This is a genomic window from Streptomyces sp. NPDC000151 (genome assembly GCF_040301705.1).
In the GTDB taxonomy this organism is placed as follows: domain Bacteria; phylum Actinomycetota; class Actinomycetes; order Streptomycetales; family Streptomycetaceae; genus Streptomyces.
On sequence record NZ_JBEPFC010000047.1, the window covers coordinates 19,017 to 44,971 of the forward strand.

General features: G+C 72.1%; 21 protein-coding genes. 11 read left to right on the top strand and 10 right to left on the bottom strand.

Going from position 1 to position 25,955, the window contains the following annotated elements:
- Positions 1 to 24: 24 nt before the first annotated feature.
- Positions 25 to 1,740 (bottom strand): RNA polymerase sigma factor, encoded by a 1,716-nt coding sequence (locus tag ABT381_RS15975; protein ID WP_351593670.1) that lies wholly within the window; start codon positions 1,738 to 1,740, stop codon positions 25 to 27.
- 233 nt (positions 1,741 to 1,973) lie between these two features.
- On the opposite strand from ABT381_RS15975, the gene radA reads away from it, so the two are divergent.
- Both radA and disA read left to right on the top strand, forming a co-directional pair.
- A complete protein-coding gene (radA, locus tag ABT381_RS15980) occupies positions 1,974 to 3,416 on the top strand; it encodes a DNA repair protein RadA (protein ID WP_351593672.1) in 1,443 nt (480 codons plus the stop codon).
- A gap of 202 nt (positions 3,417 to 3,618) precedes the next feature.
- The gene (disA, locus tag ABT381_RS15985) at positions 3,619 to 4,743 is read left to right on the top strand and encodes a DNA integrity scanning diadenylate cyclase DisA (RefSeq protein ID WP_351593675.1); all 1,125 of its coding nucleotides are present in this window, start codon (positions 3,619 to 3,621) and stop codon (positions 4,741 to 4,743) included.
- Positions 4,744 to 4,767: 24 nt separating this feature from the next.
- Here the strand turns inward: disA and ABT381_RS15990 are convergent, their stop codons facing one another.
- On the bottom strand, positions 4,768 to 5,583 hold the full coding sequence (locus ABT381_RS15990; RefSeq protein WP_351593678.1) for a hypothetical protein: 816 nt from the start codon (positions 5,581 to 5,583) through the stop codon (positions 4,768 to 4,770).
- A gap of 157 nt (positions 5,584 to 5,740) precedes the next feature.
- Positions 5,741 to 6,208, bottom strand: coding sequence for a pyridoxamine 5'-phosphate oxidase family protein (locus ABT381_RS15995; RefSeq protein ID WP_351593681.1), 468 nt, complete (start codon positions 6,206 to 6,208; stop codon positions 5,741 to 5,743).
- A gap of 153 nt (positions 6,209 to 6,361) precedes the next feature.
- Here ABT381_RS15995 and ABT381_RS16000 point away from each other — a divergent pair, with 153 nt between their 5' ends.
- The 5 genes from ABT381_RS16000 (at position 6,362) to cseC (ending at position 11,070) form a co-directional block, all read left to right on the top strand.
- Positions 6,362 to 7,411: an iron-sulfur binding domain-containing protein gene (locus tag ABT381_RS16000; RefSeq protein WP_351593684.1), complete on the top strand. Its 1,050-nt coding sequence runs from the start codon at positions 6,362 to 6,364 to the stop codon at positions 7,409 to 7,411.
- A 298-nt stretch (positions 7,412 to 7,709) separates the two neighbouring features.
- Positions 7,710 to 8,261, top strand: a complete 552-nt coding sequence (locus tag ABT381_RS16005) for a SigE family RNA polymerase sigma factor (RefSeq protein WP_351593687.1) — start codon at positions 7,710 to 7,712, stop codon at positions 8,259 to 8,261.
- Positions 8,262 to 8,454: 193 nt separating this feature from the next.
- A complete protein-coding gene (locus tag ABT381_RS16010) occupies positions 8,455 to 9,033 on the top strand; it encodes a hypothetical protein (RefSeq protein WP_351593724.1) in 579 nt (192 codons plus the stop codon).
- A gap of 8 nt (positions 9,034 to 9,041) precedes the next feature.
- Positions 9,042 to 9,755: a two-component system response regulator CseB gene (cseB, locus tag ABT381_RS16015; RefSeq protein ID WP_351593690.1), complete on the top strand. Its 714-nt coding sequence runs from the start codon at positions 9,042 to 9,044 to the stop codon at positions 9,753 to 9,755.
- A 7-nt stretch (positions 9,756 to 9,762) separates the two neighbouring features.
- Positions 9,763 to 11,070, top strand: a complete 1,308-nt coding sequence (gene cseC / locus ABT381_RS16020; RefSeq protein ID WP_351593693.1) for a two-component system sensor histidine kinase CseC — start codon at positions 9,763 to 9,765, stop codon at positions 11,068 to 11,070.
- A 21-nt stretch (positions 11,071 to 11,091) separates the two neighbouring features.
- Here the strand turns inward: cseC and ABT381_RS16025 are convergent, their stop codons facing one another.
- Positions 11,092 to 12,681, bottom strand: coding sequence for an MDR family MFS transporter (locus ABT381_RS16025; protein WP_351593696.1), 1,590 nt, complete (start codon positions 12,679 to 12,681; stop codon positions 11,092 to 11,094).
- A 159-nt stretch (positions 12,682 to 12,840) separates the two neighbouring features.
- On the opposite strand from ABT381_RS16025, the gene ABT381_RS16030 reads away from it, so the two are divergent.
- Entirely contained in the window at positions 12,841 to 13,425 is a 585-nt protein-coding gene (locus ABT381_RS16030; RefSeq protein WP_351593699.1) for a TetR/AcrR family transcriptional regulator, read from the top strand.
- Between the two features lie 40 nt (positions 13,426 to 13,465).
- Here the strand turns inward: ABT381_RS16030 and ABT381_RS16035 are convergent, their stop codons facing one another.
- A complete protein-coding gene (locus tag ABT381_RS16035) occupies positions 13,466 to 14,176 on the bottom strand; it encodes a M23 family metallopeptidase (RefSeq protein ID WP_351593702.1) in 711 nt (236 codons plus the stop codon).
- Positions 14,177 to 14,679: 503 nt separating this feature from the next.
- Between ABT381_RS16035 and ABT381_RS16040 the strand changes: the two genes are divergently transcribed.
- Both ABT381_RS16040 and ABT381_RS16045 read left to right on the top strand, forming a co-directional pair.
- A complete protein-coding gene (locus ABT381_RS16040) occupies positions 14,680 to 17,811 on the top strand; it encodes an NACHT domain-containing protein (protein ID WP_351593704.1) in 3,132 nt (1,043 codons plus the stop codon).
- A 50-nt stretch (positions 17,812 to 17,861) separates the two neighbouring features.
- A complete protein-coding gene (locus ABT381_RS16045) occupies positions 17,862 to 20,213 on the top strand; it encodes an NACHT domain-containing protein (protein WP_351593707.1) in 2,352 nt (783 codons plus the stop codon).
- Between the two features lie 78 nt (positions 20,214 to 20,291).
- On the opposite strand, the gene ABT381_RS16050 is transcribed toward ABT381_RS16045, so the two are convergent.
- Positions 20,292 to 22,811 carry an ATP-dependent Clp protease ATP-binding subunit gene (locus tag ABT381_RS16050; RefSeq protein ID WP_351593710.1) on the bottom strand — a complete coding sequence of 840 codons (2,520 nt, stop codon included), beginning with the start codon at positions 22,809 to 22,811 and terminating at the stop codon, positions 20,292 to 20,294.
- 487 nt (positions 22,812 to 23,298) lie between these two features.
- On the opposite strand from ABT381_RS16050, the gene ABT381_RS16055 reads away from it, so the two are divergent.
- Positions 23,299 to 24,072: an SCO3374 family protein gene (locus tag ABT381_RS16055; protein ID WP_351593713.1), complete on the top strand. Its 774-nt coding sequence runs from the start codon at positions 23,299 to 23,301 to the stop codon at positions 24,070 to 24,072.
- On the opposite strand, the gene ABT381_RS16060 is transcribed toward ABT381_RS16055, so the two are convergent.
- The 4 genes from ABT381_RS16060 to ABT381_RS16075 form a co-directional block, all read right to left on the bottom strand.
- A complete protein-coding gene (locus ABT381_RS16060; protein ID WP_030260437.1) occupies positions 24,003 to 24,335 on the bottom strand; it encodes a histone-like nucleoid-structuring protein Lsr2 in 333 nt (110 codons plus the stop codon). The two genes, ABT381_RS16055 and ABT381_RS16060, sit on opposite strands and share 70 nt — an antisense overlap.
- Before the next feature lie 156 nt (positions 24,336 to 24,491).
- On the bottom strand, positions 24,492 to 25,010 hold the full coding sequence (locus ABT381_RS16065; protein ID WP_351593716.1) for an amino-acid N-acetyltransferase: 519 nt from the start codon (positions 25,008 to 25,010) through the stop codon (positions 24,492 to 24,494).
- A gap of 9 nt (positions 25,011 to 25,019) precedes the next feature.
- On the bottom strand, positions 25,020 to 25,433 hold the full coding sequence (locus tag ABT381_RS16070) for a BlaI/MecI/CopY family transcriptional regulator (RefSeq protein WP_351593719.1): 414 nt from the start codon (positions 25,431 to 25,433) through the stop codon (positions 25,020 to 25,022).
- 166 nt (positions 25,434 to 25,599) lie between these two features.
- Positions 25,600 to 25,779 (bottom strand): hypothetical protein, encoded by a 180-nt coding sequence (locus ABT381_RS16075; protein WP_351593722.1) that lies wholly within the window; start codon positions 25,777 to 25,779, stop codon positions 25,600 to 25,602.
- Positions 25,780 to 25,955: the final 176 nt, after the last annotated feature.

Here is a 25,955-nt window from a genome sequence, read left to right on the forward strand (position 1 = left end):
GTCCGGGGGCAGCGCCCCCGGCACTCAGCCTGTCGGGGTACCCGATTCCGAGGGGGTCGGGGTCTCCGACGGCGGCTCGCTCGGCGACGGTTCGGACGCCGTAGGCGTAGGCGTCGGGGACGGCGGCGGGTCACTCGGCGAAGGGTCGGAGGGCGACGGCGTAGGCGTAGGTGTCGGGGAGCTCGGCGGAGCCGTAGGCGCGCCCCGGCCCTCGATCGTGATCACCGCGCCCGCCGGCTCCACGGCGACCCGCGCCCGCCAGTACCCGGCCGGCTCCCGGTCGTGGTCGACGTACACCCTGATCGTCGTCGTCCCGCCCGGCTGCAGCACCCCGGCGGTCGTACTGAACTGCAGCCACGGCGCCCCGGTGTGCGCCGCCCAGTGCACCGCCGTCCCGCCGGACGCGGCCAGCGTGATGACCGTGAGGTCGCCGCTCGGCTGCGCCGCGACGGTCAGCCGCCCCGGCCCGGAGCGGGACCGCGAAGGGCTCGGCGCGGCCTCCCGCAGCCGCTCCCCCCGCGCCCCGATCACCTCCACCGACACGTCCGGCGTGTGCGTGCCCTGCCGCAACTGCGGTCCGGGCGTCGTCTGCGCGCTGCCGGCCTTCTCGTACGGGCGGCCGCCGATCCGGTCCCCCGCGCTGTCGCCCGCGGTGACGGCCGTGCCGTCGGTCTCGCCGGTCAGCGGCGCACCCCGGTACGCCGCCCAGAGCGCGAGCACGGGCGCCGCGAGGACGGTGGCCACCACGGTCGTGGTGAGCGCGCGGCTGCGCAGCCGCGCGTTGCGGGCCGCCCGGTCCTTGGGCCCGAGCGGGAACCCGCTGCGGTCGTAGCGGGGTGCAGAACCGTTTACGCCGACCGCTCGTTTCGTGCGCCCCTGCGCCCCCTTCTCCGGCTGCTCCACCGCCCGCCCCGTACGCGACCGCAGCGCCGCCCGCATCGCCACACGGGCCGCCGCACGGGGCGCGGTGACCAGCGGGAGCGGCCCCCGTGCCACCGGCTCCGTGCCGGGCCAGGGCCCGTCCGCCGTCGCCCGCTCGGCCGTCCGGCGGCACTCGTCGCAGGCGTCGACGTGCCGCACCAGCTCCCGGAGCAGGGCCGTGCTCAGCAGCATCCGGCCGTCCCCGGCCGGGCGCGCCACCTCGGGGCAGCGGCCGGTCTCGGCCACGGCGAGCGCCGCGCGGGTGCGCTCCACCTCGCAGGCGGCGGTGGACAGCAGCGCGCGGGCCGCGACCGGCTCCATGCCCAGTACGGCGGCCAGCTCCCGGGAGCCCAGCCCGTGCCGGACGGACAGCTCCAGGGCCTCGCGCTGCTCGGGCGTGGCGCCGGCGGCCTCCGGCCAGGCCAGCGCGGACAGTTCGCGCCGCCGGTCGGACTCCTCGGCGACCGCGGGCCCCTGGGGCGCGCCGGGGTCCGCGAGCCTGCGCAGACAGGCCCAGCGGGCCAGCGCGTACAGCCAGGGGCGGTACAGGCCGGGGTCGGACGGGCGGCGCCCGTGCTGCCGCTCGGCGAGCGCGAGCACCTCGCCGAGCACCTCGGTCGCCGCGTCGTGCTCGCACAGCACGGAGAGGCAGTACGTGAACAGCCCGTCGATGTAGGGCTCGTAGCGCTCGGGGGACGGGTCGTGGCGGTCGGGCCCGGCGGTCCGGCCGGCCCGGCCCGCCCGCTGTGACCGCTCCGCCCGGCCGACGGGGGGCGGTGCGGTGGTGGTGTGCGTGGGGTGTCCGGGCCTGCTGCTCATCACCCGGCGACGGTAGACACATGCCGCGGACCGGTCAGGGGCGCTCGGCCGGTTTTAATTCTTTCGGGTGACGATCTCCCTCAAAAGGGGACAGGAGTCCGAGCCGCCCCTCCCCCACACGCGTACCTGCCGTCCCGGGCGCCCGTGTCCCGTCTCCCGTCCCGCGCCCCAGGGATGCCTCCCCCGTCCGCCGCCCGGCCGCGTTGTCGTACCCCACGGCTACGGTGGCTTCCATGGCAACCCGTAAATCCCCGGCGAAGGACCGCCCGTCGTACCGCTGCACGGAGTGCGGCTGGACCACCGCGAAGTGGCTCGGCCGCTGCCCCGAGTGCCAGGCGTGGGGCACGGTCGAGGAGGCCGGCGGCAGCCCGGCCGTGCGGACGACCGCGCCGGGCCGGGTCACGACCGCTGCGCTGCCGATCGGCCAGGTCGACGGCCGGCAGGCGACGGCCCGCTCCACGGGCGTGGCCGAGCTGGACCGCGTGCTGGGCGGCGGCCTCGTCCCCGGCGCCGTCGTGCTGCTCGCCGGCGAGCCCGGCGTCGGCAAGTCCACGCTGCTGCTGGACGTCGCGGCGAAGGCCGCGAGCGAGGACCACCGCACGCTGTACGTCACGGGCGAGGAGTCCGCGAGCCAGGTGCGGCTGCGCGCCGACCGCATCGGCGCCCTCCACGACGATCTGTACCTCGCCGCCGAGACCGACCTCTCCGCCGTCCTCGGCCACCTGGACACGGTCAAGCCCTCCCTGCTGATCCTGGACTCCGTGCAGACCGTCGCCTCGCCGGAGATCGACGGCGCGCCCGGCGGCATGGCCCAGGTCCGTGAGGTCGCCGGGGCACTCATCCGCGCCTCCAAGGAGCGCGGCATGTCCACCCTCCTGGTCGGCCACGTCACCAAGGACGGGAACATCGCGGGTCCCCGCCTCCTGGAGCACCTCGTCGACGTCGTGCTCAGCTTCGAGGGCGACCGGCACGCCCGCCTCCGCCTGGTACGCGGCGTCAAGAACCGCTACGGCGCGACGGACGAGGTCGGCTGCTTCGAGCTGCACGACGAGGGGATCACGGGCCTGGCCGACCCCTCGGGCCTCTTCCTGACCCGCCGCGACGAGCCCGTGCCGGGCACCTGCCTGACCGTCACCCTGGAGGGCCGCCGCCCGCTGGTCGCCGAGGTCCAGGCGCTCACGGTGGAGTCCCAGATCCCCTCCCCGCGGCGGACGACCTCCGGCCTGGAGACCTCCCGGGTCTCGATGATGCTGGCCGTACTGGAGCAGCGCGGCCGGATCGCCGCCCTCGGCAAGCGGGACATCTACAGCGCGACGGTCGGCGGCGTGAAGCTCTCCGAGCCGGCCGCCGACCTCGCCATAGCGCTCGCCCTCGCCAGCGCCGCCTCCGACACGCCCCTGCCGAAGAACCTCGTCGCCATCGGCGAGGTCGGGCTCGCCGGCGAGGTCCGCCGCGTCACGGGCGTGCAGCGCCGGCTCTCCGAAGCGGCGCGGCTGGGCTTCACGCACGCGCTGGTGCCGACCGATCCGGGCAGGATTCCGGCCGGAATGCGGGTCCTGGAGGTGGCGGACGTCGGCGAGGCGCTGCGCGTGCTCCCCCGCCGCCCGCGCCGCGAGTCGCCGCGGAAGGAGGCCGCCGCCGAAGAGACATCCGGGTCCCCGCTGAGCGGCCGCTGAGCCCCGGAGGCTGCCTCCGGTGTGCCGCCCCGCGCCGTCCGTGCAGGACTCCCCTAGGTAAACGGCGCGTCGCCGGTAGACTTTGCCCTGGTCTCGCCCGTCAACGCAGTCCAGCCGCAGATCGCGTCCGCGACGTATGTACGCGGCCAAGGCAACTCCGGGCGGGCTGCGGCACCGACAGACCTTGCGACGGAGGAGTGCAGTGGCAGCCAACGACCGGGCGTCGTCCCCCGGAAGGTCCGGCGGTAGCTCCGGCGGTGACGGTCTGATGCGCGCCTCGCTCAGCGCGGTCGCGCCGGGCACGGCACTGCGCGACGGACTCGAACGCATCCTCCGCGGCAACACCGGCGGTCTCATCGTCCTCGGCTTCGACAAGACCGTGGAATCGATGTGCACCGGCGGCTTCGTCCTCGACGTCGAGTTCAGCGCCACCCGCCTGCGTGAGCTGTGCAAGCTCGACGGCGCGCTGGTCCTCGACAAGGACATCACCAAGATCATGCGGGCGGGCGTCCAGCTCGTCCCGGACGCCTCGATCCCCACCGAGGAGACCGGCACCCGCCACCGCACGGCGCAGCGGGTGTCCATCCAGGCCGGTTTCCCGGTCGTCTCGGTCAGCCAGTCGATGCGGCTGATCGCCCTGTACGTGGACGGCGAGCGCCGCGTCCTGGAGGAGTCCGCCGCGATCCTCTCCCGCGCCAATCAGGCGCTCGCCACCCTGGAGCGGTACAAGCTCCGCCTGGACGAGGTCGCCGGCACGCTCTCCGCGCTGGAGATCGAGGACCTGGTGACGGTCCGCGACGTCTCCGCCGTGGCCCAGCGGCTGGAGATGGTCCGCCGGATCGCCACCGAGATCGCCGAGTACGTCGTCGAGCTCGGCACGGACGGCCGGCTGCTCTCCCTGCAGCTGGACGAGCTGATCGCGGGCGTCGAGCCGGAGCGCGAGCTGGTTGCCCGGGACTACGTCCCCGAGCCGACGGCCAAGCGCTCCCGTACGGTCTCCGAGGCGCTCTCCGAGCTGGACGCGCTCTCCCACACCGAGCTGCTGGAACTCCCGATCGTGGCGCGCGCCCTCGGCTACAGCGGCTCCCCCGAGACCCTGGACTCGGCGGTCTCCCCGCGCGGCTTCCGCCTGCTGGCCAAGGTGCCCCGCCTCCCCGGCGCCGTCATCGACCGCCTCGTCGACCACTTCGGCGGCCTGCAGAAGCTCCTGGCGGCCAGTGTCGACGACCTCCAGACGGTCGACGGCGTCGGCGAGGCCCGGGCCCGCTCCGTCCGCGAGGGCCTCAGCCGCCTCGCGGAGTCCTCCATCCTGGAACGCTACGTCTGACCGTTCCGGTCGCCGCCCCGCCCCTCAGTCCTTCGCGAGGACGAAGGACGTGCTGTCCGGCTTCAGGCCCGGGACCGTGGCCTCGGCGAGGTAGGTGCCGGGCTTGGCGGACTTGGCGGCGGGGGTGGCGCACTCGGCGGCCGTGGGCTTGCGGTCCCATTCGACGGTGCGGGTGACAGCGGACTGGGCGGGGACCTTCACCAGGGCGCTGCCGGTGTTCGGCGGGCAGTCGTCGGAGGCGTACACATGGGCGTCGCTGTCGGTGTGACTGATCGTCAGTACCGCGGCCTTGCGGCCGAGGTCCACCTTGCAGTCCGCGTCCGAGGTGTTCTTGACGGTCAGCTCGAAGCGCGGCTTCGCGTCCGGGCCGTAGGAGTTCTTGACGCTGCGCAGGGTCAGCCGCGTCCCGGAGCCGGTGCAGTCGGCGAGCGCCGATCCGCCCGGTACGAGCACGCCGCCGGCGCTGCCCGCCCCCGCGCCGGAGCCCGTACCGCCTTCGCCGATCGGCGTGCCGGAGCCGGAGCCGCCCGAGCCGCCGCTGCCCGCGCCGCCGGAGCCCGCGTCGGCGCCACCGGCACCGCCGCCGTCGCCCGACTCGTCGCGGCCGCCCGGCTTCTGGCTGATGCCGGAGTCGGTGGCGTTGGGTCCCGGGGTGATGGACGTGGCGGGACCGCCGGCCGAGCCCTTGCTGTTCGAGCTGCCGTCACCGCTGGTCCCGCCCATGGTGACGGTCCATACGACCAGCAGCACGAGGAGCGCGAGGATCGCGAGCGCGACCGCCCTCCGTCGCCAGTAGATGGAGGAGGGAAGCGGCCCGATCGGATTGCGCAGAGATCCCACGCGGAAACTGTACGAGAGATCAGCCCGGATGCCAGCCAGTACCCGCCGACGGGCCACCGGCTTTTCCCATCATCTGCCCGGTTCTTCCTGGTCAGGAAGGAGAATTGGCCCGGATGAGCGACCCCCGTGCGTCAACCGCCCATCAGTTCCCGCCACTTCACGCGGTCCACTCCTCCTTGTGGCCGAAGCCGCGGGCGTTGTCGATCAGGCGGAGCCACGTGGGGCGGAGTTCCCAGAAGGCCGTGTGGTCCATGGCGGCGCGGAGCTTGGGGCTGAGCGCCACGTAGGGGAAGCGGTCGGCGTACGCGCGCCAGGCGCGTCTGCGCTCACCGCCGTCCAGCCGGCGGCACACGCCGCGCCCCTGTACGCCCGTCAGGCCGCTCCAGTCCTGGCCGTCACGCTGGGCAGTGAACGCGACCGGGGCCGCCGGCCGCGCGGCGGACAGGGCACTGCCGTGGCGGGTGGACTCGGAGGTGACGAAGAGGAGGGCGGGGGCCGGGTCCTCGGTCAGGGCGTACAGGACGGCGCACGCCTGGGGTCCGTCGCCGTCCGTATAGGCGAGCGTCATGGTGGTGTGGTCGGCGAGGGCCCGCAGGATGCCGGGCGGGGGCGTGCTGTCGGTCATGACAGCATCCTCGCGCGCCCACCGGACGCGCGGAGCGCCGCCCCGCGCACGCCCCGTTGCAGCAGTGCGGGTACCACGTGCAGGTGCACAACGGGCGGCTCGGGCCCGGCGCGTTTCACCGTCGCGGGGCCCCGTGTCAGGATCGGCGGTGCCATGACTTCCACTCCTGCCACCGCCCAGTCCGCCGGCGACGCCGCCGTGGAGCCCGGCACCGGACGCCCCGCCGGGACCCCGGCGCCGCGCCCCGCCGACTCCGCCGCCGCCTCCGCCCCTGCTGCCGCATCCGTCACCGGCAACGCCACGGCCGCCACCGACGCCGTCGACGTGGCCGGCCGGCGGCTGCACGCCCCGGTCAACGACTGGTTCGACGAGCACGCCCGCGATCTGCCGTGGCGCCGCCCCGAGGCGGGTGCCTGGGGCGTGATGGTCAGCGAGTTCATGCTGCAGCAGACGCCCGTCAACCGTGTACTGCCGGTCTACGAGCAGTGGCTGGCCCGCTGGCCCCGCCCGGCCGACCTGGCCGCCGAGCCGTCCGGCGAGGCGGTGCGCGCCTGGGGCCGGCTCGGCTACCCGCGGCGCGCCCTGCGGCTGCACGCCGCCGCCTCCGCGATAAGGGAGCGGCACGGCGGCGACGTGCCGCGCGAGCACGCCCAGCTGCTGGCGCTGCCCGGCGTCGGCGAGTACACCGCCGCCGCCGTGGCCTCCTTCGCGTACGGCCAACGGCACGCGGTCCTCGACACGAACGTCCGCCGGGTCTTCGCCCGCGCGGTCACCGGCCGCCAGTACCCGCCGAACGCCACCACCGCCGCCGAGCGCAAGCTCGCCCGCGCGCTGCTGCCCGAGGACGAGGGGACGGCCTCGAAGTGGGCCGCCGCCACGATGGAGCTGGGCGCGCTGGTGTGCACGGCGCGCAGCCCGGAGTGCGTGCGCTGCCCGATCGCCGCGCAGTGCGCCTGGCGGCTGGCCGGTTCCCCCGAGCACGAGGGCCCGCCGCGGCGCGTCCAGACGTACGCGGGCACCGACCGCCAGGTGCGCGGCAAGCTGCTGGCCGTGCTGCGCGAGGCCGTCGCGCCGGTGCCGCAGGCGAAGCTGGACGCGGTGTGGCACGAGCCCGTCCAGCGGGCCAGGGCCCTGGACGGCCTGGTCGCCGACGGTCTGGTGGAGCCGCTGGCGGACGGCCTGTACCGGCTCCCGCTGACCTGACCGGCTTCCCGCCGGCCCGATCCCCGGCGGGCCCCCCGTACGGAGGGCCCGTCCTCCCCCTGGAGGAGGACCCCGCCGCCGCTCCCGTCCCCCGCGAGGAGGAGCGCCGCGCCGCTGTTACACAACCGACGGATTTCCGTGCATCCGCTGTGCGGCGGCCGCGCATGACGCCGCAACACCCCCTCCGTAGCTTCGTCTTCGTGCTGGAGACGGACCGTGCGCCGACACCCTCGGCGAGGTCCCACGACCACCGGCACGGACAACGTGGGGAACGCAGGCGGAGATCGGAGGCGTCGGTATGGCGACCAGCGGCGGCAAGGTACTGGACTTCGAGGAATACGTGCGCACCCGGCAGGACGCCCTGCTGCGGAGCGCCCGGCGTCTGGTGCCCGACCCGGTCGACGCGCAGGACCTGCTGCAGACGGCCCTGGTCCGCACGTACGGGCGCTGGGACGGCATCGCCGACAAGTCGCTCGCCGACGCCTACCTGCGCCGCGTCATGATCAACACGCGGACCGAGTGGTGGCGGGCGCGCAAGCTCGAGGAGGTGCCGACCGAGCAGCTCCCGGACGCGAGCGTGGACGACGGCGCCGAGCAGCGCGCCGACCGCGCCCTGCTGATGGACATCCTCTCGGTACTGGCTCCCAAGCAGCGCAGCGTCGTCGTCCTGCGACACTGGGAGCAGATGAGTACGGAGGAGACCGCGGCGGCGCTGGGCATGTCCACGGGGACGGTCAAGAGCACGCTGCACCGGGCGCTGGCCCGGCTGCGCCAGGAGCTGGTGAACCGCGAGGTCGACGCGCGCGTACTGGAGCGTGACGACCAGGAGCGGGAGCGGTGCGCGGCCTGACCGGCCGCGGAGCCGCCGGTCCACGGGCCGGCGACGGGTGACAGGCATGGTGAGCAGGAGCGGTGTGACCAGAGGCGGCGGAGCCGACGGCGGACCGGCCGGGGGGCGGCCGGGCGCCTTCTCGCGCCTGCCCGGGGGCTGGTGGCGCGCGGCCGGTACGGCCCTCGCGGGGACCGCGGCGGTGGCGCTGCTGATGGCCGGGTGCGACACGACCGGTGACGGGGTCCGGTCGGAGGGCTCGGCGAGCGGCACCCCCGTGCCCTCCCGCGCCCGCAGCGCGACGCCGACGCCGTCCCCCTCGTCCTCCGTGGCGTACAAGAAGGTCGACGCGCGGGCGCTGCTGCGCAAGGACCCCAAGGTCGGCGCCGAGGTGAAGAAGACCCTGGCCAAGCCGTGCACGGCCGACGAGTACCCGATAGACGTCACGTACGCCTCGCTGACCGGCGGCAGGACGGCCGACGTCATCATCAACGTGATGACGTGCGCGGACTCCGTCGGGATCGGCTCGTATGTGTACCGCAAGGACGCCAAGGGCTATGAGAACGTCTTCAGCAACGAGCAGCCGCCGGTCTACGCCGGGGTGAGCAAGGGCGAGCTGGAGATCACCAAGCAGACGTACGACACCGGTGACGCGGTGTGCTGCCCCACCGGCGAGGATGTGATGACGTACCGCTGGTCGAAGCGGCACTTCAGCGAGTACTCCCGCTATCACACCGACTACAGCAAGACCGTGGACGGCGCCGAATCCAGCGCGACACCTTCGGAGGACTGAGAACCGGCATGGCCGAGACCCATGTGCTCTTCGTCGAGGACGACGACGTCATCCGGGAAGCCACCCAGCTCGCGCTGGAGCGCGACGGCTTCCGGGTGACGGCGATGCCCGACGGGCTGTCGGGCCTGGAAGCCTTCCGCGCGACCCGGCCCGACATCGCGCTGCTGGACGTGATGGTGCCGGGCCTGGACGGCGTCAGCCTGTGCCGGCGCATCCGGGACGAGTCGACGGTTCCGGTGATCATGCTGTCCGCGCGGGCCGACTCCATCGACGTGGTGCTCGGCCTGGAGGCGGGCGCCGACGACTACGTCACCAAGCCGTTCGACGGCGCGGTGCTGGTGGCGCGCATACGGGCGGTGCTGCGCCGCTTCGGGCACGCGAGCGGCCCGGACAGCCGCGGTGGCGCGGGCAAGGAGGCCGCGGCGCCGGTGGCCGACGGGCCGCTGCGCTTCGGTGACCTGGAGGTCGACACCGAGGGCATGGAGGTCCGCAAGGGCGGCGAGCCGGTGGCGCTGACGCCGACCGAGATGCGGCTGCTGCTGGAGTTCTCCGACGCGCCCGGCACGGTGCTCTCCCGCGACCGGCTGCTGGAGCGGGTGTGGGACTACGGCTGGGGCGGCGACACCCGGGTCGTGGACGTCCACGTGCAGCGGCTGCGCGGCAAGATCGGCCAGGACCGGATCGAGACGGTCCGCGGCTTCGGCTACAAGCTGAGAGGCTGACCCGCCGGTGGTCGGCCTCGCCCTGCGTACGGGACTGCGCTGGAAGCTCAGCGCGGCGATCGCGCTCGTCGGCGCGCTGGTCGCGATCGCGCTGAGTCTCGTCGTGCACAACGCCGCCCGCGTCTCCATGCTCGACAACAGCCGCGACGTGCAGATCGAGCGGCTGAACTTCACCCAGCGGATCTACGAGACCACCAGCCGGCTCCAGTTCGGCGCCCGCATCGACGACCCGAAGCTGCCCGCGGCGCTGCGCGCCGAGGTCTCCGAGGGCCGGCGCGCCACCTACCTGGAGGACAACGGGGAGGACGTGCCGGAGGTGTGGGCCGCCGCGCCGCTGGACGACGGCCGGGTGCTCTCCCTCCACAACGACTACCCGGACCGCTTCACCGTCCTGGACGACCTGGACCAGGCACTGTTCATCGGGTCCATCGCGGTCGTCGCGGCGGGCTGCGCGCTGGGCGTACTGGTCGGCGGGCGGCTCTCGCAGCGGCTGCGGAAGGCGGCCGGGGCGGCCCGCAAGCTCGCCGAGGGCGACACGTCCGTACGGGTACGGGACGAGATCGGCGGCCGGGTGCGCGACGAGACCGATGAGCTGGCGCGGGCCGTGGACGCCATGTCGGACGCGCTGCAGACCCGTATCGAGGCCGAGCGGCGGGTCACCGCCGACATCGCGCACGAGCTGCGCACGCCGGTCACCGGGCTGCTCACGGCGGCCGAGCTGCTGCCCCCGGGCCGCCCGACCGAGCTCGTACGGGACCGGGCGCAGGCCATGCGGACGCTGGTGGAGGACGTACTGGAGGTGGCCCGGCTGGACGGCTACGCCGAGCGGGCCGAGCTGCAGGACGTGGACCTCGGGGAGTTCGTCCGGCGGCGGGTGCGCGCGCTGGGGCCCGACATCACGGTCGAGATCGTGCGGGACGCGGAGGTCAGCACCGACCCGCGCCGCCTGGAGCGCATCCTCGGCAACCTCATCGCCAACGCCTCCCGGCACGGCAGGCCGCCGGTCGAGGTCACGGTCGAGGGCCGGGTGATCCGGGTCCGCGACCACGGCCCCGGCTTCCCCGAGGCGCTGCTGCGCGAGGGCCCGAGCCGCTTCCGCACCGGCAGCAGCGACCGGGCGGGGCGTGGCCACGGCCTGGGCCTGACCATCGCGGCGGGCCAGGCGCGGGTGCTGGGCGCGCGGCTGACCTTCCGCAACGCGGAGCCCGCCGTCGACGGCACGACCGGCGCCGTCGCCGTCCTCTGGCTCCCGGAGAACGCCCCGACGGCGACGGGCAGCTTCCCGGTGATCCAGCTGCCGGGCCCGCCGGACTGACCGGCGGGCCCGGCGGGGGCGTCAGACGCCCTGCGGGAGCTTCTCCACGGCGTCCGGCGCGGAGTCCTGCGGCGCGTCCGCCGGCTTCGCCGGGCCGCCGCGCAGCGGGACCTCCTTGAGGAACCAGGCAGCGGCGAAACCGATGACGCTGATGGCCGCGCCGCACAGGAAGACCAGGTGGGTGCCGTCGGCGACCGCGTGCAGGTACGCGTCCTTGATCGGGGCCGGGAGCTGCGCCAGGCCCTTGGGGTCGAGCTGCGCACCGCCCGCGATGGCCTTGCCGGCGGCCGCGCCGCCCCGCTCGGTCATGGTGTTCTGCATCTGGTGACTGAAGAGCGCGCCGAAGATCGCCACACCGAAGGAGCCGCCGATCGTGCGGAAGAGCGTGGCGGAGGACGAGCCGACGCCCATGTCCTTCATCTCGACGCTGTTCTGCGCGATGAGCATGGTCGTCTGCATCAGGAAGCCCATGCCGGCGCCGAGGACGGCCATGTACGCGCCCGAGGTGAAGCGGGTGGTGCCGGTGTCCATCAGGGACAGCAGGAAGAGGCCCGCGGTGATCAGCGCGCCGCCGCCCACCACGAACATCTTGTACCGGCCGCTCGTCGTGGTGACCCGGCCCGCGACCAGCGAGACCGCCATCATCGCCAGCAGCATGGGCAGGAGCAGCAGCCCGGAGTTGGTGGCCGAGGCGCCCTGGACGCTCTGCTGGAAGAGCGGCAGGAAGGTCATCGACCCGAACATCACGAAGCCGACCAGGAACCCGATCAGGGTGACGAGCGAGAAGTTCCCGTTGCGGAAGATGTGCAGCGGCACGACCGGCTCGCTGACCTTGCGCTCCACGAGGACGAAGGCGGCGAGGGAGACCACGCCGAGCGCGCCGAGACCGATGATCTGGGCCGAGTCCCAGTCGTACTCCGTACCGCCCCAGGTGGTGATCAGGACGAGCGCGGTGATGCCGATGGTGAGCAGCGCGGCGCCCACGTAGTCGATGCGCGCCTGAGTGCGCTTCTTCGGCAGGTGCAGCACGGCGGTGACCATGGCCAGGGCTATCGCGCCGAGCGGCAGGTTGATGTAGAAGCTCCAGCGCCAGCCGAGGTGGTCGGTGATGGTGCCGCCGACCAGCGGGCCGCCGATCATGGCGACGGCCATGACGCCGGCCATCATGCCCTGGTACTTGCCGCGCTCACGGGGCGGTATCAGGTCGCCGATGATCGCCATGACGCCGACCATCAGGCCACCGGCGCCCAGGCCCTGCACCGCGCGGAAGGCGATGAGCTGGCCCATGTCCTGGGCCATGCCGGAGAGCGCCGAGCCGATCAGGAACAGCACGATGGACGCCAGGAAGACGCCCTTGCGGCCGTACATGTCGCCGAGCTTGCCCCAGATCGGGGTGGAGGCGGCGGTGGCGAGGGTGTAGGCGGTGACCACCCAGGAGAGGTGGTCGAGGCCGCCGAGCTCGCCGACGATCGTCGGCATCGCGGTGCCCACGATCATGTTGTCGAGCATCGCGAGCAGCATCGCGATCATCAAGGCGAAGAGCACCACACGCACGCTCGCGGGCTGTTTCCCGCCGCGCTCCGTCGGTGCGGTGGCCTGGGTGGCGGCCATCGTTCCCCCGTTTCCTGTACTTACTTGCCGCCCGGCAAGTTTGGATTACAGTGAGGACGGTAAGCGGTAACTAGCCGGTCGTCAAGTAAGTTAAGGTCCGGGCCGCCTGACCAGGGATAGCCTGCGAGAGCGCCAGTACCGACGAAGTAGGAGAGCACCATGGGCACAGCACACGCGCGCAGGGGCAACACCCGGCAGCGCATTCAGGACGTGGCCCTGGACCTCTTCGCGCAGCAGGGGTACGAGAAGACGTCGCTGCGGGAGATCGCCGAGCACCTGGACGTGACGAAGGCGGCGCTGTACTACCACTTCAAGACCAAGGAAGACATCGTCATCAGCCTCTTCGAGGACCTGGCCAGGCCCTGCGACGAGCTGATCGCGTGGGCCGCCGACCGGCCGCGCACGCTGGACACGAAGACCGAGGTCGTCCGCCGCTACAGCGAGGCGCTGCGCGACGCCGCACCGCTCTTCCGCTTCATGCAGGAGAACCAGGCCGCCGTCCGCGACCTGAGCATCGGCGAGTCGTTCAAGGAGCGGATGCTCACGATGGTCGGGCTCCTCAAGGAGCCGGACGCCGAGCTGACGGACCAGGCCCGCTGCGTCACCGCGCTGGTGTCGCTGCACGCGGGGATGTTCGCCATGGGAAACATCGAAGGCGACCCCGAGGACAAGCGCAGGGCCATCCTCGAAGTCGCCTTGGAATTGGTCACCGCGGCGAATACGCCGGGCGAACCTCAACAGTGATTCACCGCACTCGGGCAGAAGTGATTCACCGCACTTCGGCTCACACGTGCAGGTGCTCGCCGCGCAGGAACTTCACCGGCTCGATACCGGTGCCGTAGTCCGGGCCGGTACGGACCTCGAAGTGCAGGTGCGGGCCGGTGGAATTACCGGTGCTGCCGGAAAGCGCGATCTGCTGACCCGCGGACACCTTCTGGCCCACCTGGACCTCGATCTTCGAAAGGTGCGCGTACTGGGTGTACGTGTGGCCGCCGTGCTTGATCACAATGGCATTGCCGTACGCGGGGCCGTCACCGCCGCCGTTCGGACCCGCCTTCACGACGGTGCCCTCGTGCGCGGCCTTCACGTGCGTACCGGTGGGCACCACGAAGTCCTGGCCACTGTGGCGATGCGACCAGTGGCTGCCGGCCAGGCCGAACTTCTCGCCGAGGCCGTACTTGTCCACCGGCTTCTCCCAGCCGTCGGTCTTGGCCAGCTGCCGCTCGGCACGCTCGTGCCGGTCGGCGGCGGCCTTGGCGCGGTCGGCCGCGGCCTTCTTCTCCGCGTCGATCGACTTCTTCTGCGCGTCGGCCTGCGCGCTCACCGTGCTGCCCACGTCCGTGGAAAGGCCCTGGAGCGATACCGCGCCGCCGTCCATCGCCGAAGCAGCACCGGCACCCAGCGCGAGGGAGGCGCCCATTCCGGCCACCAGAACAGTGGCGCGGGTACGCAGGGCGGGCTTCTTCGAATACCGGGTGAGGGAGAACTTCGACATACGGGGATTACCTCCGAAAGAATTGGCTCCCGGCCGGGACCAACCGGGATCGCTATTCATTGGTAACCGCCGCTCGCGGGCCTGCCAAGAAGCCTTTCTACTATCGCACCCCGTATTGAAAGCCACGGGAATCAGCCCCTTGCGCTACCCGGCTCCGCCGCTCCAAAACATCCCGGTCCGACCGGAACGAAAGCCGATCTCTCGGCCGCGATTACGCTCCCACCAGCCATTCCCTTGATCCGCGACTTCTCGGGCGCAGGTCCCTCCCACCCCCCTGCCGAAAGTCCCGGCCCACCGGGGAAACGGGTCCCGCGGCACCGTCCGGCGCCTTTCCTATGGCCTTTAGTAGGCACGAAATGCGCTGTGCGGCATGTCACCGAACCCCCCGATCCGCCCGCTTTGCGCGAGGCCCTTGGTATGTCCGTTTCGGGACCAAGGGCCTGTGATCCCGGTAACCTGACAGGCCGCATCCGGCCCGCAGGAAAGAAGGGGGAGGGCCCGGTATGGACCCCTCGGCACTCGGCGCGCGGCTCGCCTCGTCCGTCGTCGCGCCGCTCGTGAAACGGCTCTTCGTGAAGGAGGGGCCCGGCGCGGGCCTGGCGGAGAAGCCGGTACGGGTCTCGGCGCTGGTGTCGTTCACGGGCGAGAAACGCACGCTCACCGAGGGCGACCTGCGGAAGATCGCCGAGGAGCTGGTCACGCGCGCGGTGCGCGCGGCCGGGCCCGGCGAGCGGCCCGTCCCCGCCGGTGAGGAGACCGCCGTCGCCGACGCGCTCGCGCACACCCTGTACGGCCTGGGCGAGCTGGCCATGGACGACGTACAGGCCGTCCAGCTCGGCGCCCCGGCGCTCGCGGAGCGGCTGCGGCGGGCCAACGGGGCACGGCTCGACGCGCTCTCCCGGGACGCCGCGCTGCTGCACGACGCTTTGCTCGACCTGGCCTGCCTGCACATCGTGCACTTCTTCACCCAGCGCTCGACCTTTGTCGCGCGCACCCTCGTCCAGCAGAGCCGGAGCCTGGACCGGCTCGTCACGCTGACCGACGAGCTGATCGCCCGGAATCCCACGCCGCGGGCCGCGGACACCGCCTTCGAACGCGACTACCTCGCGTACCTCGGCAAGAAGCACGGCCGGCTGACGATCTACGGCATCGACCTGGCGCATTCTCCGGACCGGTGGCCACTGGACGCGGCGTACATGAGCCTGGAGGCGACGTACGCGGACCGGGCGGCCCCGGGCGCCGAGGACGCGTTCGACGGCCTGGGGGACGCCCCGACCCCGCCCGCTTCGCCGGTCCCCGCCGATCACGCGCTCGCCGGGCACAGCCGGGTCCTGCTGCGCGGCGTGGCGGGCTCGGGCAAGAGCACGCTGGTGCAGTGGCTCGCGGTCTCCTGCACCCCGGCGGGCGACGCGGTCGCCATGCCGCACCTGTACGGGCGCATCCCCTTCGTCCTGCCCCTGCGAACGCTCCAACGCGCCGCCGCGGACCTCCCCACGCCCGACCGTTTCCTCGCGGCCGTCGGCTGCCCGGTGTCCGGCGCGCAGCCGGACGGGTGGGCGCACCGGGTGCTGACGAGCGGGCGCGGGCTGGTCCTCGTGGACGGGCTGGACGAGATACCGGAACGGGAGCGCGACCGGACCCGGCGCTGGCTGCGCGACCTCCTCGACGCGTTCCCGCACAACCTGTGGCTGGTGACCTCGCGCCCCTCCGCCGTGCGCGAGGACTGGCTCGCGGCCGACGGCTTCACGGAGCTGACGCTCGCGCCGATGGGCCGGGACGACGTGGCCTTGTTCATCGGGCGCTGGCACGCGGCGGCCAGCGCGGAAGCGCCGGCGGACGAGGAGCGGCTGGCCGCGTACGAGCAGTCGCTGCTGCACGCCGTACGCACCAAACAGGACCTGGCGCGGCTGGCCACCAACCCCCTGATGTGCGGGCTGATCTGCGCGCTGCACCGGGACCGGCGCGGCTATCTGCCGCACGGGCGCAAGGAGCTGTACGACGCGGCGCTGACGATGCTGCTCTCGCGCCGCGACCGCGAGCGCGACATGAACGGCCCGGACGGCATCGAGCTGAGCGACGAGCCGCAGATCCAGCTCCTGCAACGGCTCGCGTACTGGCTGATCCGCAACGGCCGGACCGAGCTGGACCGCGCGCACGCGGAGCGGATCATCGCCGACGCGCTGCCGGCCGTCCCCGCGGCGGCCGCGCAGGGCGACGCGCCCGCCGTCTTCCGCCACCTCCTGCTCCGCAGCGGCCTCCTCCGCGAACCGGCCCCGGGCGCCGTCCACTTCGCACACCGCACCTTCCAGGACTACCTGGGCGCGCGGGCCGCGGTCGAGGAGTGGGACATCGGGCTGCTGATCGCCCACGCGCACGACTCCCAGTGGGAGGACGTGATCCGGATGGCGGTCGCGCACGGCCGGCCGCGCGAACGGGCCGAGATCCTGCGGGAATTGCTGACCCGCGCCGACGCGGCGAGCGGCGAGGACGAGCGCGCGGTACGCATCCGTATCCAGCTCCTCGCCCTGGCCTGCCTGGACCACGCCTCCGAACTGGACCCGGCGGTCCGCACGGCGGTGGAGGAACGGACGGCGGAACTGCTGCCGCCCCGCTCCGCGGAGGAGGCACGGGAGTTGGCGGGGGCGGGGGCGCTGGTACTGGAATTCCTGCCGGGCCCGGAGGGGCTGAGCGAGGACGAGGCGGTCGCGGTCACGGTCGCCGCGTCGAATGTGGAGTCGGAGCGCGCACTGCCCGTACTGGCCCGATTCCGGGAGCATCCGGCGCTGCGGGTCCGCTCGCAGCTGGTGTGGGCGTGGCACCGGTTCGACGCGGAACGGTACGCGGAGGAGGTGGTCCGGCATCTCGATCCGGACGGGCTGCGGTTCAGCGTCCACAACGACGAACAGCTGCGCATTCTGCGCGGGCTCGGCGGCCGTGAGCGGATCGACGTACGGGCCGGGGTGTCGCAGGAGGCCCTCGCCGCGTACGCCCGGGAGGTCGGGGCCGGGCACCTGCGCATCTGGGCCGGGAACACCCGCACCGATCTCACCTTCCTGCGGGACACCCCGGGACTCACCGACCTGACGTTGTCCGCGACGGACACCGATCTGTCCCCGCTCTCCGGCCTCCCCCTGGAGTCCCTGGCGCTCTTCGACCTCACCGGTGTCCGGGACCTGCGCCCGCTCGCCTCGCTGACCGGCCTCCGCGAGCTGACGGTCCACCTGCCGGACGTCTCCTGGCACCCCGACGACCTGCCGAAGCACCTTCCGCTGCATTTCCTGCGGCTGGGCGACAGCGCTTCACGGGACTGGTCAGGGCCGTTCGGCGTACGGGCGTGGCCGGGCCTCCGGGAGCTCCTGCTCGACCCCCGTGCCTGCCCGCGGGACGCCGCCGGCTGGGCGGAGATCGCCACGCTGGAGTCCTTGAGGTGGCTCAGCGTGGACGCCGACTGCCTGGCCGACTGTCCACCCGGGTTCACACTCCCCGGGCTCGCCGACCTCAGGCTCTACTCGCCCACGGGAGAACAACAGCCCGACCTGGAAGCCGTGGCCCGCCACTTTCCCGGTCTACGGACTCTCTACACCGCCGGGCCGGGCAAGCCCCTCACAGCCATCGGCTTCACTCCCCTACCCTGATTCCCCAACAGCGTTGACCGCGCCCACCAGTTACCGGGGGACACCGCCGTATGGATCCCACGACCGCCGCCGCCCGTCTCACCCCTGAAACCGTCGGGCCGCTTGTCAGAGGGCTGTTCCGCGGGGAGGAGTCGGCGGCGCTCGCGGGGCGGCTGGTGGCGCTCACCGGCACCGACGAGGCGGTGGCGGGCCCCGTGGCCGGCGCGCTGGCGCGTACGCTCGGCGCGCTCGACGCGAGCGGGCCGGCCGACTGGCAGGCCGTACAGCTGCCGCCCGCCGACTTCGCGTACCGGCTGCGCGCCGCCGCGCCGGACGCGGAGCGCGGGCTGACCGCCGACGGCCGCGCGCTGTTCAGGACCGTGCTCGACGTCGTAGCCGTACACATGAGCGCGACGCCCACCGACGACGCCGCCTTCGAGGAGCGGTTCGCGCGGGACACCGCCGTGCTCCACAACCACCTCACGATCTTCGGCATCGACCTCGCGCACTCGCCGGACAGCTGGCCGCTGGACGCGGCCTACCTGGGGCTCCAGTGCGAGCGCGGGCCGCAGGCCCCGCCCGTGCCCGCCGAGCAGGCGCTGGCCGGGCTGGACAAGGTGCTCGTACGGGGCGTGGCCGGGTCCGGCAAGACGACGCTGCTGCAGTGGCTGGCGGTGGCCACGGCGCGCGGAGAGCCGCCGGCGGTACTGGCCGGGGAGCTGCGCGGCCGGGTGCCGTTCCTGCTGCCCGTACGCCGCTTCGCGTCCCGCTCCGGCATCCCGTCGCCGGACGGCTTCCTGGCGGCCATGGGGTACCCCGCCGCGGACGCCCAGCCGGCCGGCTGGGTGGAGCGGGTGCTGCGGGCCGGCCGCGGGCTGCTGCTCGTCGACGGCGTGGACGAGGCGCCGGAGGACGACCGCGAGCGGCTCCTGCTGCGGCTGCGCGACTGGGCGGACCGGTATCCGGGCAACGTCTGGGTCGTGACCTCCCGGCCGTCCGCCGTGCCGGAGGACTGGCTGGCCGCCGACGGGTTCACCGAGCTGCGGCTGGCGCCGATGGGCCGCGAGGACGTCGCGGCGTTCATCCAGCGCTGGCACCGCGCCGCCGCCCAGCAGTCGCCCGCCGACCTGGACCGGCTCGGGCACTACGAGCGGACGCTGCTGAACGCCGTACGCATCACCCGGGACCTGGGGCGGCTGGCGACCAACCCGCTGATGTGCGGGCTGCTGTGCGCGCTCCACCGGGACCGGCGCGGCTACCTGCCCAGCGGGCGCAAGGAGCTGTACGACGCGGGCCTGTCGATGCTGCTGGAGCGGCGCGACCGGGAACGGGCGATGGTGCCCACCGACGCCATCGACCTGCCGCGGCAGCCGAAGATACAGCTGCTCCAGAAGCTGGCGCGCTGGATGCTGGTCAACGGCCGGTCCGAGATGGACCGCGACGTCGCCGTGGACACCCTGGCCCGGCATCTGCCCGCCATTCCCGACGCGGCCCGGCAGGGCGACGCCGAGGACGTCTACCGGCACCTGCTGAACCGCACCGGACTGCTGCGCGAGACGACGCCCGGCACCGTGGACTTCGTCCACCGCACGTTCCAGGACTATCTGGCCGCGCGGGCCACCGTGCAGCAGCACGACTTCGCGCTGCTGCTGGACCACGCGCACCACACGGAGTGGGAGGACGTCATCCGGATGGCCGTCGCCCTCGCCCGGCCCGACGAGTGCGCGACGCTGCTGAACGGGCTGCTGGCCCCGCACGCGGGCGTGCGCGCCGCGGATGCCCGGCACCGCAAGCTGCTGGCCGCCGCGTGCCTGGAGCACGCCACGGAGCTGGACCCGGAGGTCCGGGGGCGCGTGCAGCGCTTCACGCGCGACATGATGCGGCCGACCACCGCGTCCGGGGCCCGCGCGCTGGGCTGGATCGGGCCGATCGTCCTGGAGATGCTGCCGGACCCGGCCACGGCCACCAACGCCGAGGCGTACCTCCTCGCCCTCACCGCCACCTCCATCGGCGACGACATGGCCATCGACTACCTCACCGGGCTGCGGGAACGGCCGCACCTGGACGTACGGGCGCAGCTGGCGAGCGCCTGGCGGCGGTACGACACCGAGCGGTACGCGCGGGAGATCATCGCCCACCTCGACGACGCGGAGCTGTACTTCCCGGTGTCCGACCTGGAGGAGCTGCACGCGCTGCGCCGGCTCGGCGGCCGGCCGCATCTCCAGATCGCCGGGCGCTTCACGCCCGACCAGCTCATCGAGGGCATCGTCGCCGAACGGCTGACCCGGCTGTGGCTCTCCTACGACCTCGGCGTCCCGATGGACTGGCTGACCGCCTTCCCGCGCCTGGACACGCTCCTGGTGGGCAGCCGCCTGCCGCGCCCGACGGGCATACCGGAGGACATCGAGGTCGTGGAGCTGTAGGCGTACGGGACGGAGAAACGCCGCTGCCCCGGAACCACGCGGTGGTTCCGGGGCAGCGGCGGTGAACCGCGGTGACGCTTACGCGTCCTTGCTCAGGTTCGGGCCCGAGCCGGCGGACTCGATCGGCGGGGCGTCGGGCAGCGCCGACTTCTCCTCGCCGCGGAAGGTGAACTTGGTGTTCTCCCCCTCGCCCTCGACGTCGACGACCACGATGTGGCCCGGACGCAGCTCGCTGAAGAGGATCTTCTCCGAGAGGGCGTCCTCGATCTCGCGCTGGATCGTCCGGCGCAGCGGGCGGGCGCCCAGCACCGGGTCGTAACCACGCTTGGCGAGCAGCGACTTGGCCTCGGAGCTGAGCTCGATGCCCATGTCGCGGTCCTTGAGGCGCTCGTCCACCTTGGCGATCATCAGGTCGACGATCTGGATGATGTCTTCCTCGGTGAGCTGGTGGAAGACGACCGTGTCGTCGACACGGTTGAGGAACTCCGGCCGGAAGTGCTGCTTGAGCTCTTCGTTGACCTTGTTCTTCATCCGCTCGTAGCCCGACTTCACATCGCCCTGGGCGGCGAAGCCCAGGTTGAAGCCCTTGGAGATGTCCCGGGTGCCGAGGTTCGTCGTCATGATGATGACGGTGTTCTTGAAGTCCACGACCCGGCCCTGGGAGTCGGTCAGGCGACCGTCCTCCAGGATCTGCAGCAGGGAGTTGAAGATGTCCGGGTGGGCCTTCTCGACCTCGTCGAAGAGGACCACGGAGAACGGCTTGCGGCGGACCTTCTCGGTCAGCTGGCCGCCCTCTTCGTAGCCGACGTAGCCGGGAGGCGAGCCGAAGAGCCGGGAGACCGTGTGCTTCTCGCTGAACTCCGACATGTCGAGGGAGATCAGCGCGTCCTCGTCGCCGAAGAGGAACTCGGCGAGCGTCTTGGACAGCTCGGTCTTACCGACACCGGACGGGCCCGCGAAGATGAACGAACCGCCGGGGCGCTTCGGGTCCTTCAGGCCGGCACGCGTGCGCCGGATGGCCTGCGAGAGCGCCTTGATGGCGTCCTTCTGGCCGATGACGCGCTTGTGCAGCTCGTCCTCCATGCGGAGGAGACGGGAAGACTCCTCCTCGGTGAGCTTGAAGACCGGGATGCCCGTGGCCGTGGCCAGGACCTCGGCGATCAGCTCGCCGTCGACCTCGGCGACGACGTCCATGTCGCCGGCCTTCCACTCCTTCTCCCGCTTCGCCTTCGCGGCCAGGAGCTGCTTCTCCTTGTCACGCAGGCCCGCAGCCATCTCGAAGTCCTGCGAGTCGATCGCGGACTCCTTCTCCCGGCGCACGTCGGCGATCTTCTCGTCGAACTCGCGGAGGTCCGGCGGCGCGGTCATCCGGCGGATGCGCATCCGGGAACCGGCCTCGTCGATCAGGTCGATCGCCTTGTCCGGCAGGAAGCGGTCGGAGATGTACCGGTCGGCCAGCTGAGCGGCCTGGACCAGCGCCTCGTCCGTGATCGAGACGCGGTGGTGCGCCTCGTAGCGGTCGCGCAGGCCCTTGAGGATCTCGATCGTGTGCGGCAGCGACGGCTCCGCGACCTGGATCGGCTGGAAACGGCGCTCGAGGGCCGCGTCCTTCTCCAGGTGCTTGCGGTACTCGTCGAGCGTGGTCGCACCGATGGTCTGCAGCTCACCGCGGGCCAGCATCGGCTTCAGGATGCTGGCGGCGTCGATCGCGCCCTCGGCGGCACCCGCACCCACCAGGGTGTGGAGCTCGTCGATGAACAGGATGATGTCGCCGCGGGTGCGGATCTCCTTGAGCACCTTCTTCAGGCGCTCCTCGAAGTCACCGCGGTACCGGGAGCCGGCGACCAGGGCACCGAGGTCGAGGGTGTAGAGGTGCTTGTCCTTGAGGGTCTCGGGCACCTCGCCCTTGACGATGGCCTGCGCCAGGCCCTCGACGACCGCCGTCTTGCCGACGCCGGGCTCGCCGATGAGGACCGGGTTGTTCTTCGTACGCCGGGACAGCACCTGCATGACCCGCTCGATCTCCTTCTCGCGCCCGATGACCGGGTCGAGCTTGGTTTCACGAGCGGCCTGCGTGAGATTGCGGCCGAACTGGTCCAGGACGAGGGAGGTCGAGGGCGTGCCCTCGGCGGGGCCGCCGGCGGCGGCCGTCTCCTTGCCCTGGTAACCGGAGAGCAGCTGGATGACCTGCTGCCGCACCCGGTTCAGATCGGCGCCCAGCTTCACGAGGACCTGGGCGGCGACACCCTCGCCCTCGCGGATCAGGCCGAGCAGGATGTGCTCGGTACCGATGTAGTTGTGGCCGAGCTGGAGGGCCTCGCGGAGCGACAGCTCCAGGACCTTCTTGGCACGGGGGGTGAAGGGAATGTGGCCGGAAGGGGCCTGCTGGCCCTGGCCAATGATCTCCTCCACCTGCTGGCGGACCGCCTCGAGCGAAATCCCGAGGCTCTCCAGGGCCTTAGCGGCGACACCCTCACCCTCGTGGATCAGGCCCAGGAGAATGTGCTCGGTGCCGATGTAGTTGTGGTTGAGCATCCGGGCTTCTTCCTGAGCCAGGACGACAACCCGCCGCGCGCGGTCGGTGAACCTCTCGAACATCGTTAATCGCTCCTCAGAGCGGTCAGGCAGTTAGGGGTCGGTCCCCTCCCTGTCCTTCCGCATGCTAGTCCCGCGGGGCGGGACAGCTCATTCCAACTGCCGACACCCGTCCTTGGCCTCCTGCCCCGAACAGCCGACATCTGCTCCAACCCGATGGTGCGAGACGATGTTCCCGCAGGCCAGGCATATACGCCCCATGCCAGTACGCCCATGGCGAACGCGGCCTTGCCCGACACGCCCGCGCTTCTCGCGCGGCCGTCGCGTACATCCCGTTCAGAGCGCCGATTCATCGTCCCTCCCCTCGGAAAAGTCTTACCCGCTGCCTCTGACAGTCCATCCGCGCGGCCCGCCTCCCTCCGCTACGGGCGAACACCCTTGCGCCGTTTTACGCGCCCGCACGCCCGTCCTATACCCACCGGGCGAGCACGGTACGTATCCACACCTCAACCCAGCGTAACTTCTGAGCATTTCGGGAGTTGCACCGGTCATGGCCCTCGCGCTCCCGCGCCCCCGCGATCCGCTGCTCGCCGCAGGCCCTGCCGCGCGGCAGTGGTACGAGCGGGCGCTGGGCTGGCCGACGGCCGCCGGGGAGCCGCTCCGGCTGCGCACGGGAATCCGCTTCGACGTCCTGGAGATGCCCGCTGACGCCGGATTCGCCACGCTGCGCCGTGCCGGGCGCACGGGCCCGGTCGCGCTCGGCAGGAGCCGGGGACGCCCGTACGGCTCCCTGGAGCCCGGAGAACCGGTCCTGCGCCTTCTGGTGGCCACAGGCGCGGCGGAGGAGCTCCCAGGGGTGCTGGAGTGGCTGGAGTGGGGCTCGGTGGGCCTGGAGCTGACCGCTCTCGGCTCCGGTGACCTGATGCCCGCGCCACCGCCGGTGACGCCCTGCGCGCCGGCCACGCGAGGCGGTGTCACGGCGCCGGCCCTGGCAGCGGGGCCTGGGCTGCCTGCGGGATTCGGTCCGCGGGGGGCCGCGTGGGTACGGCCTCCGGAGCCGGGCTGCGATGTCGAGGCGACGCTGCCCTCCACGGGGAGCGGGGCAGGTCTCGGGGGCGGTGGTGGGGTTCCCCTTACGTCACGTATGGGGCGCGCCCCCGACCTCGTACGGCTCGTGAGCGTGGCGGCCACGGAATGCCACCGGGCCCGGTTGCTGCGCGTAAGAAAAGGTCGAACGGATCGCTTCCGCGGTGATCAGCCGTTGGCCTTCTCGTACGCCTCGCGGACGGTCGCGGGGACGCGGCCGCGGTCATTGACCTCGTAGCCGTTCTCCTTGGCCCACTTACGGATCTCAGCGGTGTCCTTGTTGCCGGACGAGGCGGCACGCGCCTTGCCACGGCCGCTCGCGGCACGACCGGTGCGACGGCCGGCCTTCACGAACGTCTCAAGGGCGTCGCGCAGCTTCTCCGCGTTGCCGTTGCTGAGGTCGATCTCATAGGACTTACCGTCGAGCGCGAACGTCACGGTCTCGTCCGCCTCGCCACCGTCGAGGTCGTCGACAAGAAGAACCTGAACCTTCTGTGCCACCGGTTTCCCTTTCATCGAATGTGGATTACGACGGAAAGCAAACCGCTTTTCCGGGAAAAACACAAACCCCCGGGTCGGGTTCAGATGCGACGGCTCCGGGGAACACCGGCTTCGACAGTCATGAGATAGGGGCGCGATTCGGACATAGAACGCTGATCACAGGTGCAGAAGCATGCGGCTGTTGCCTAGGGTGTTGGGCTTCACTCGTTCGAGACCGAGGAACTCGGCGACGCCCTCGTCATAGGAACGCAGCAGCTCGCTGTAGACATCGCCGTCGACCGGAGTCTCGCCGATCTCCACGAAGCCGTGCTTGGCGAAGAAGTCGACTTCGAAGGTCAGACAGAAAATACGGCGCACTCCCAGCCAGCTTGCCGTACGGAGCAGCTTGTCCAGCACCTGATGACCCACGCCCGCGCCCTTGAGCTGCGGGGCGACGGCGAGGGTACGGACCTCGGCGAGGTCTTCCCACATGACGTGCAGCGCGCCGCAGCCCACCACCTCGGCGTCCTCGTCGCGCTCGGCCACCCAGAACTCCTGGATGTCCTCGTAAAGCGTGACGGTGGCTTTGTCCAGCAGGATCCCGTCACGCGAGTAGGAGTCGATGAGGCGGCGCACGGCGGGCACATCACTGGTCCGGGCCCGGCGGACGGTGACGCCATTCGATAGCGGTGGCATGCAAGGACGCTATCGTTCCGACTCCGCCGGTCCGGAGCCGGGTTCCTCGACTTCCTCCGGCGTCCCCGCTTGGACGACGCGCATGGCATCGCGGAGGGCCTGACGCTGTTCCTGCGACATCATCCCGAAGAAGGCGACGAGGGCGGCCGCCGGGTTGTCGCTCACGGACCACGCTTCGTTCATCAGTGCGGCCGAGTAGGCGGCGCGAGTGGAGACCGCCTCATATCTATAGGCCCGGCCTTCCGCTTCTCGCCGTACCCAGCCCTTCTGGTGAAGGTTGTCCAATACGGTCATCACCGTGGTGTACGCGATGGACCGTTCCTTCTGCAGATCTTCGAGTACTTCCCGAACGGTTACCGGCCGGTTCCACTGCCAGACCCGCGTCATGACGGCATCTTCCAGTTCACCCAAACGTCTCGGCACACGAGAATAATAGTGGGAGATGTCCAGAATGCCGCGTGTTCTCGGCGGCGAGCGACCGATTCATCGCAGAAAAAGACGTACGGCCCGGGATGTGCAATCCCGGGCCGTACGTCACATTCGCGAAGCTCGAAGACCGGAGCGGATCACGCCGCTCCGGGAACGCCGCTCAGGCGCCGTGCGCCTTCGGCTCCTGGCGGGCGGACTCGGCGCGCTGGAGCACGGCGTCCACGGCCGCGTCCTCCTTGGCCTTGTTCGCGCCGCCCTGGCTCTTGACCATCGTCACGATGACCGCGGTGAAGGCGATGGCCATCACTACGGGGGGCAGCAGCGCCGATACGTAATCCATGCCGAGGGCCTCCTTGTGCGACGAGGGTTCCAGAGTACGCGCCGTGCTCAGGCCGTCCGGGCCGCGGGGGGCGGGGAGGGCCTGCGGCGGGGCGGGAAGACCTCGCCGGGGGTGGGGGGGGGAGGGGGCCTCGTGCTCATCGACACATACGGGCGAGTAGCCACCGACCTGCGGGT

What these genes read in the sequence shown, in the direction of transcription:
- ABT381_RS16050 (WP_351593710.1), bottom strand. Translation starts at nt 22,811, where the DNA reads ATGTTCGAGAGGTTCACCGACCGCGCGCGGCGGGTTGTCGTCCTGGCT.
- ABT381_RS16075 (WP_351593722.1), bottom strand. Translation starts at nt 25,779, where the DNA reads ATGGATTACGTATCGGCGCTGCTGCCCCCCGTAGTGATGGCCATCGCC.
- ABT381_RS16055 (WP_351593713.1), top strand. Translation starts at nt 23,299, where the DNA reads ATGGCCCTCGCGCTCCCGCGCCCCCGCGATCCGCTGCTCGCCGCAGGC.
- radA (WP_351593672.1), top strand. Translation starts at nt 1,974, where the DNA reads ATGGCAACCCGTAAATCCCCGGCGAAGGACCGCCCGTCGTACCGCTGC.
- ABT381_RS15995 (WP_351593681.1), bottom strand. Translation starts at nt 6,208, where the DNA reads ATGACCGACAGCACGCCCCCGCCCGGCATCCTGCGGGCCCTCGCCGAC.
- ABT381_RS15975 (WP_351593670.1), bottom strand. Translation starts at nt 1,740, where the DNA reads ATGAGCAGCAGGCCCGGACACCCCACGCACACCACCACCGCACCGCCC.
- ABT381_RS16005 (WP_351593687.1), top strand. Translation starts at nt 7,710, where the DNA reads ATGGCGACCAGCGGCGGCAAGGTACTGGACTTCGAGGAATACGTGCGC.
- ABT381_RS16000 (WP_351593684.1), top strand. Translation starts at nt 6,362, where the DNA reads ATGACTTCCACTCCTGCCACCGCCCAGTCCGCCGGCGACGCCGCCGTG.
- ABT381_RS16025 (WP_351593696.1), bottom strand. Translation starts at nt 12,681, where the DNA reads ATGGCCGCCACCCAGGCCACCGCACCGACGGAGCGCGGCGGGAAACAG.
- ABT381_RS16040 (WP_351593704.1), top strand. Translation starts at nt 14,680, where the DNA reads ATGGACCCCTCGGCACTCGGCGCGCGGCTCGCCTCGTCCGTCGTCGCG.
- ABT381_RS16065 (WP_351593716.1), bottom strand. Translation starts at nt 25,010, where the DNA reads ATGCCACCGCTATCGAATGGCGTCACCGTCCGCCGGGCCCGGACCAGT.
- ABT381_RS16030 (WP_351593699.1), top strand. Translation starts at nt 12,841, where the DNA reads ATGGGCACAGCACACGCGCGCAGGGGCAACACCCGGCAGCGCATTCAG.
- cseB (WP_351593690.1), top strand. Translation starts at nt 9,042, where the DNA reads ATGGCCGAGACCCATGTGCTCTTCGTCGAGGACGACGACGTCATCCGG.
- ABT381_RS16035 (WP_351593702.1), bottom strand. Translation starts at nt 14,176, where the DNA reads ATGTCGAAGTTCTCCCTCACCCGGTATTCGAAGAAGCCCGCCCTGCGT.
- ABT381_RS16010 (WP_351593724.1), top strand. Translation starts at nt 8,455, where the DNA reads ATGGCCGGGTGCGACACGACCGGTGACGGGGTCCGGTCGGAGGGCTCG.
- ABT381_RS16045 (WP_351593707.1), top strand. Translation starts at nt 17,862, where the DNA reads ATGGATCCCACGACCGCCGCCGCCCGTCTCACCCCTGAAACCGTCGGG.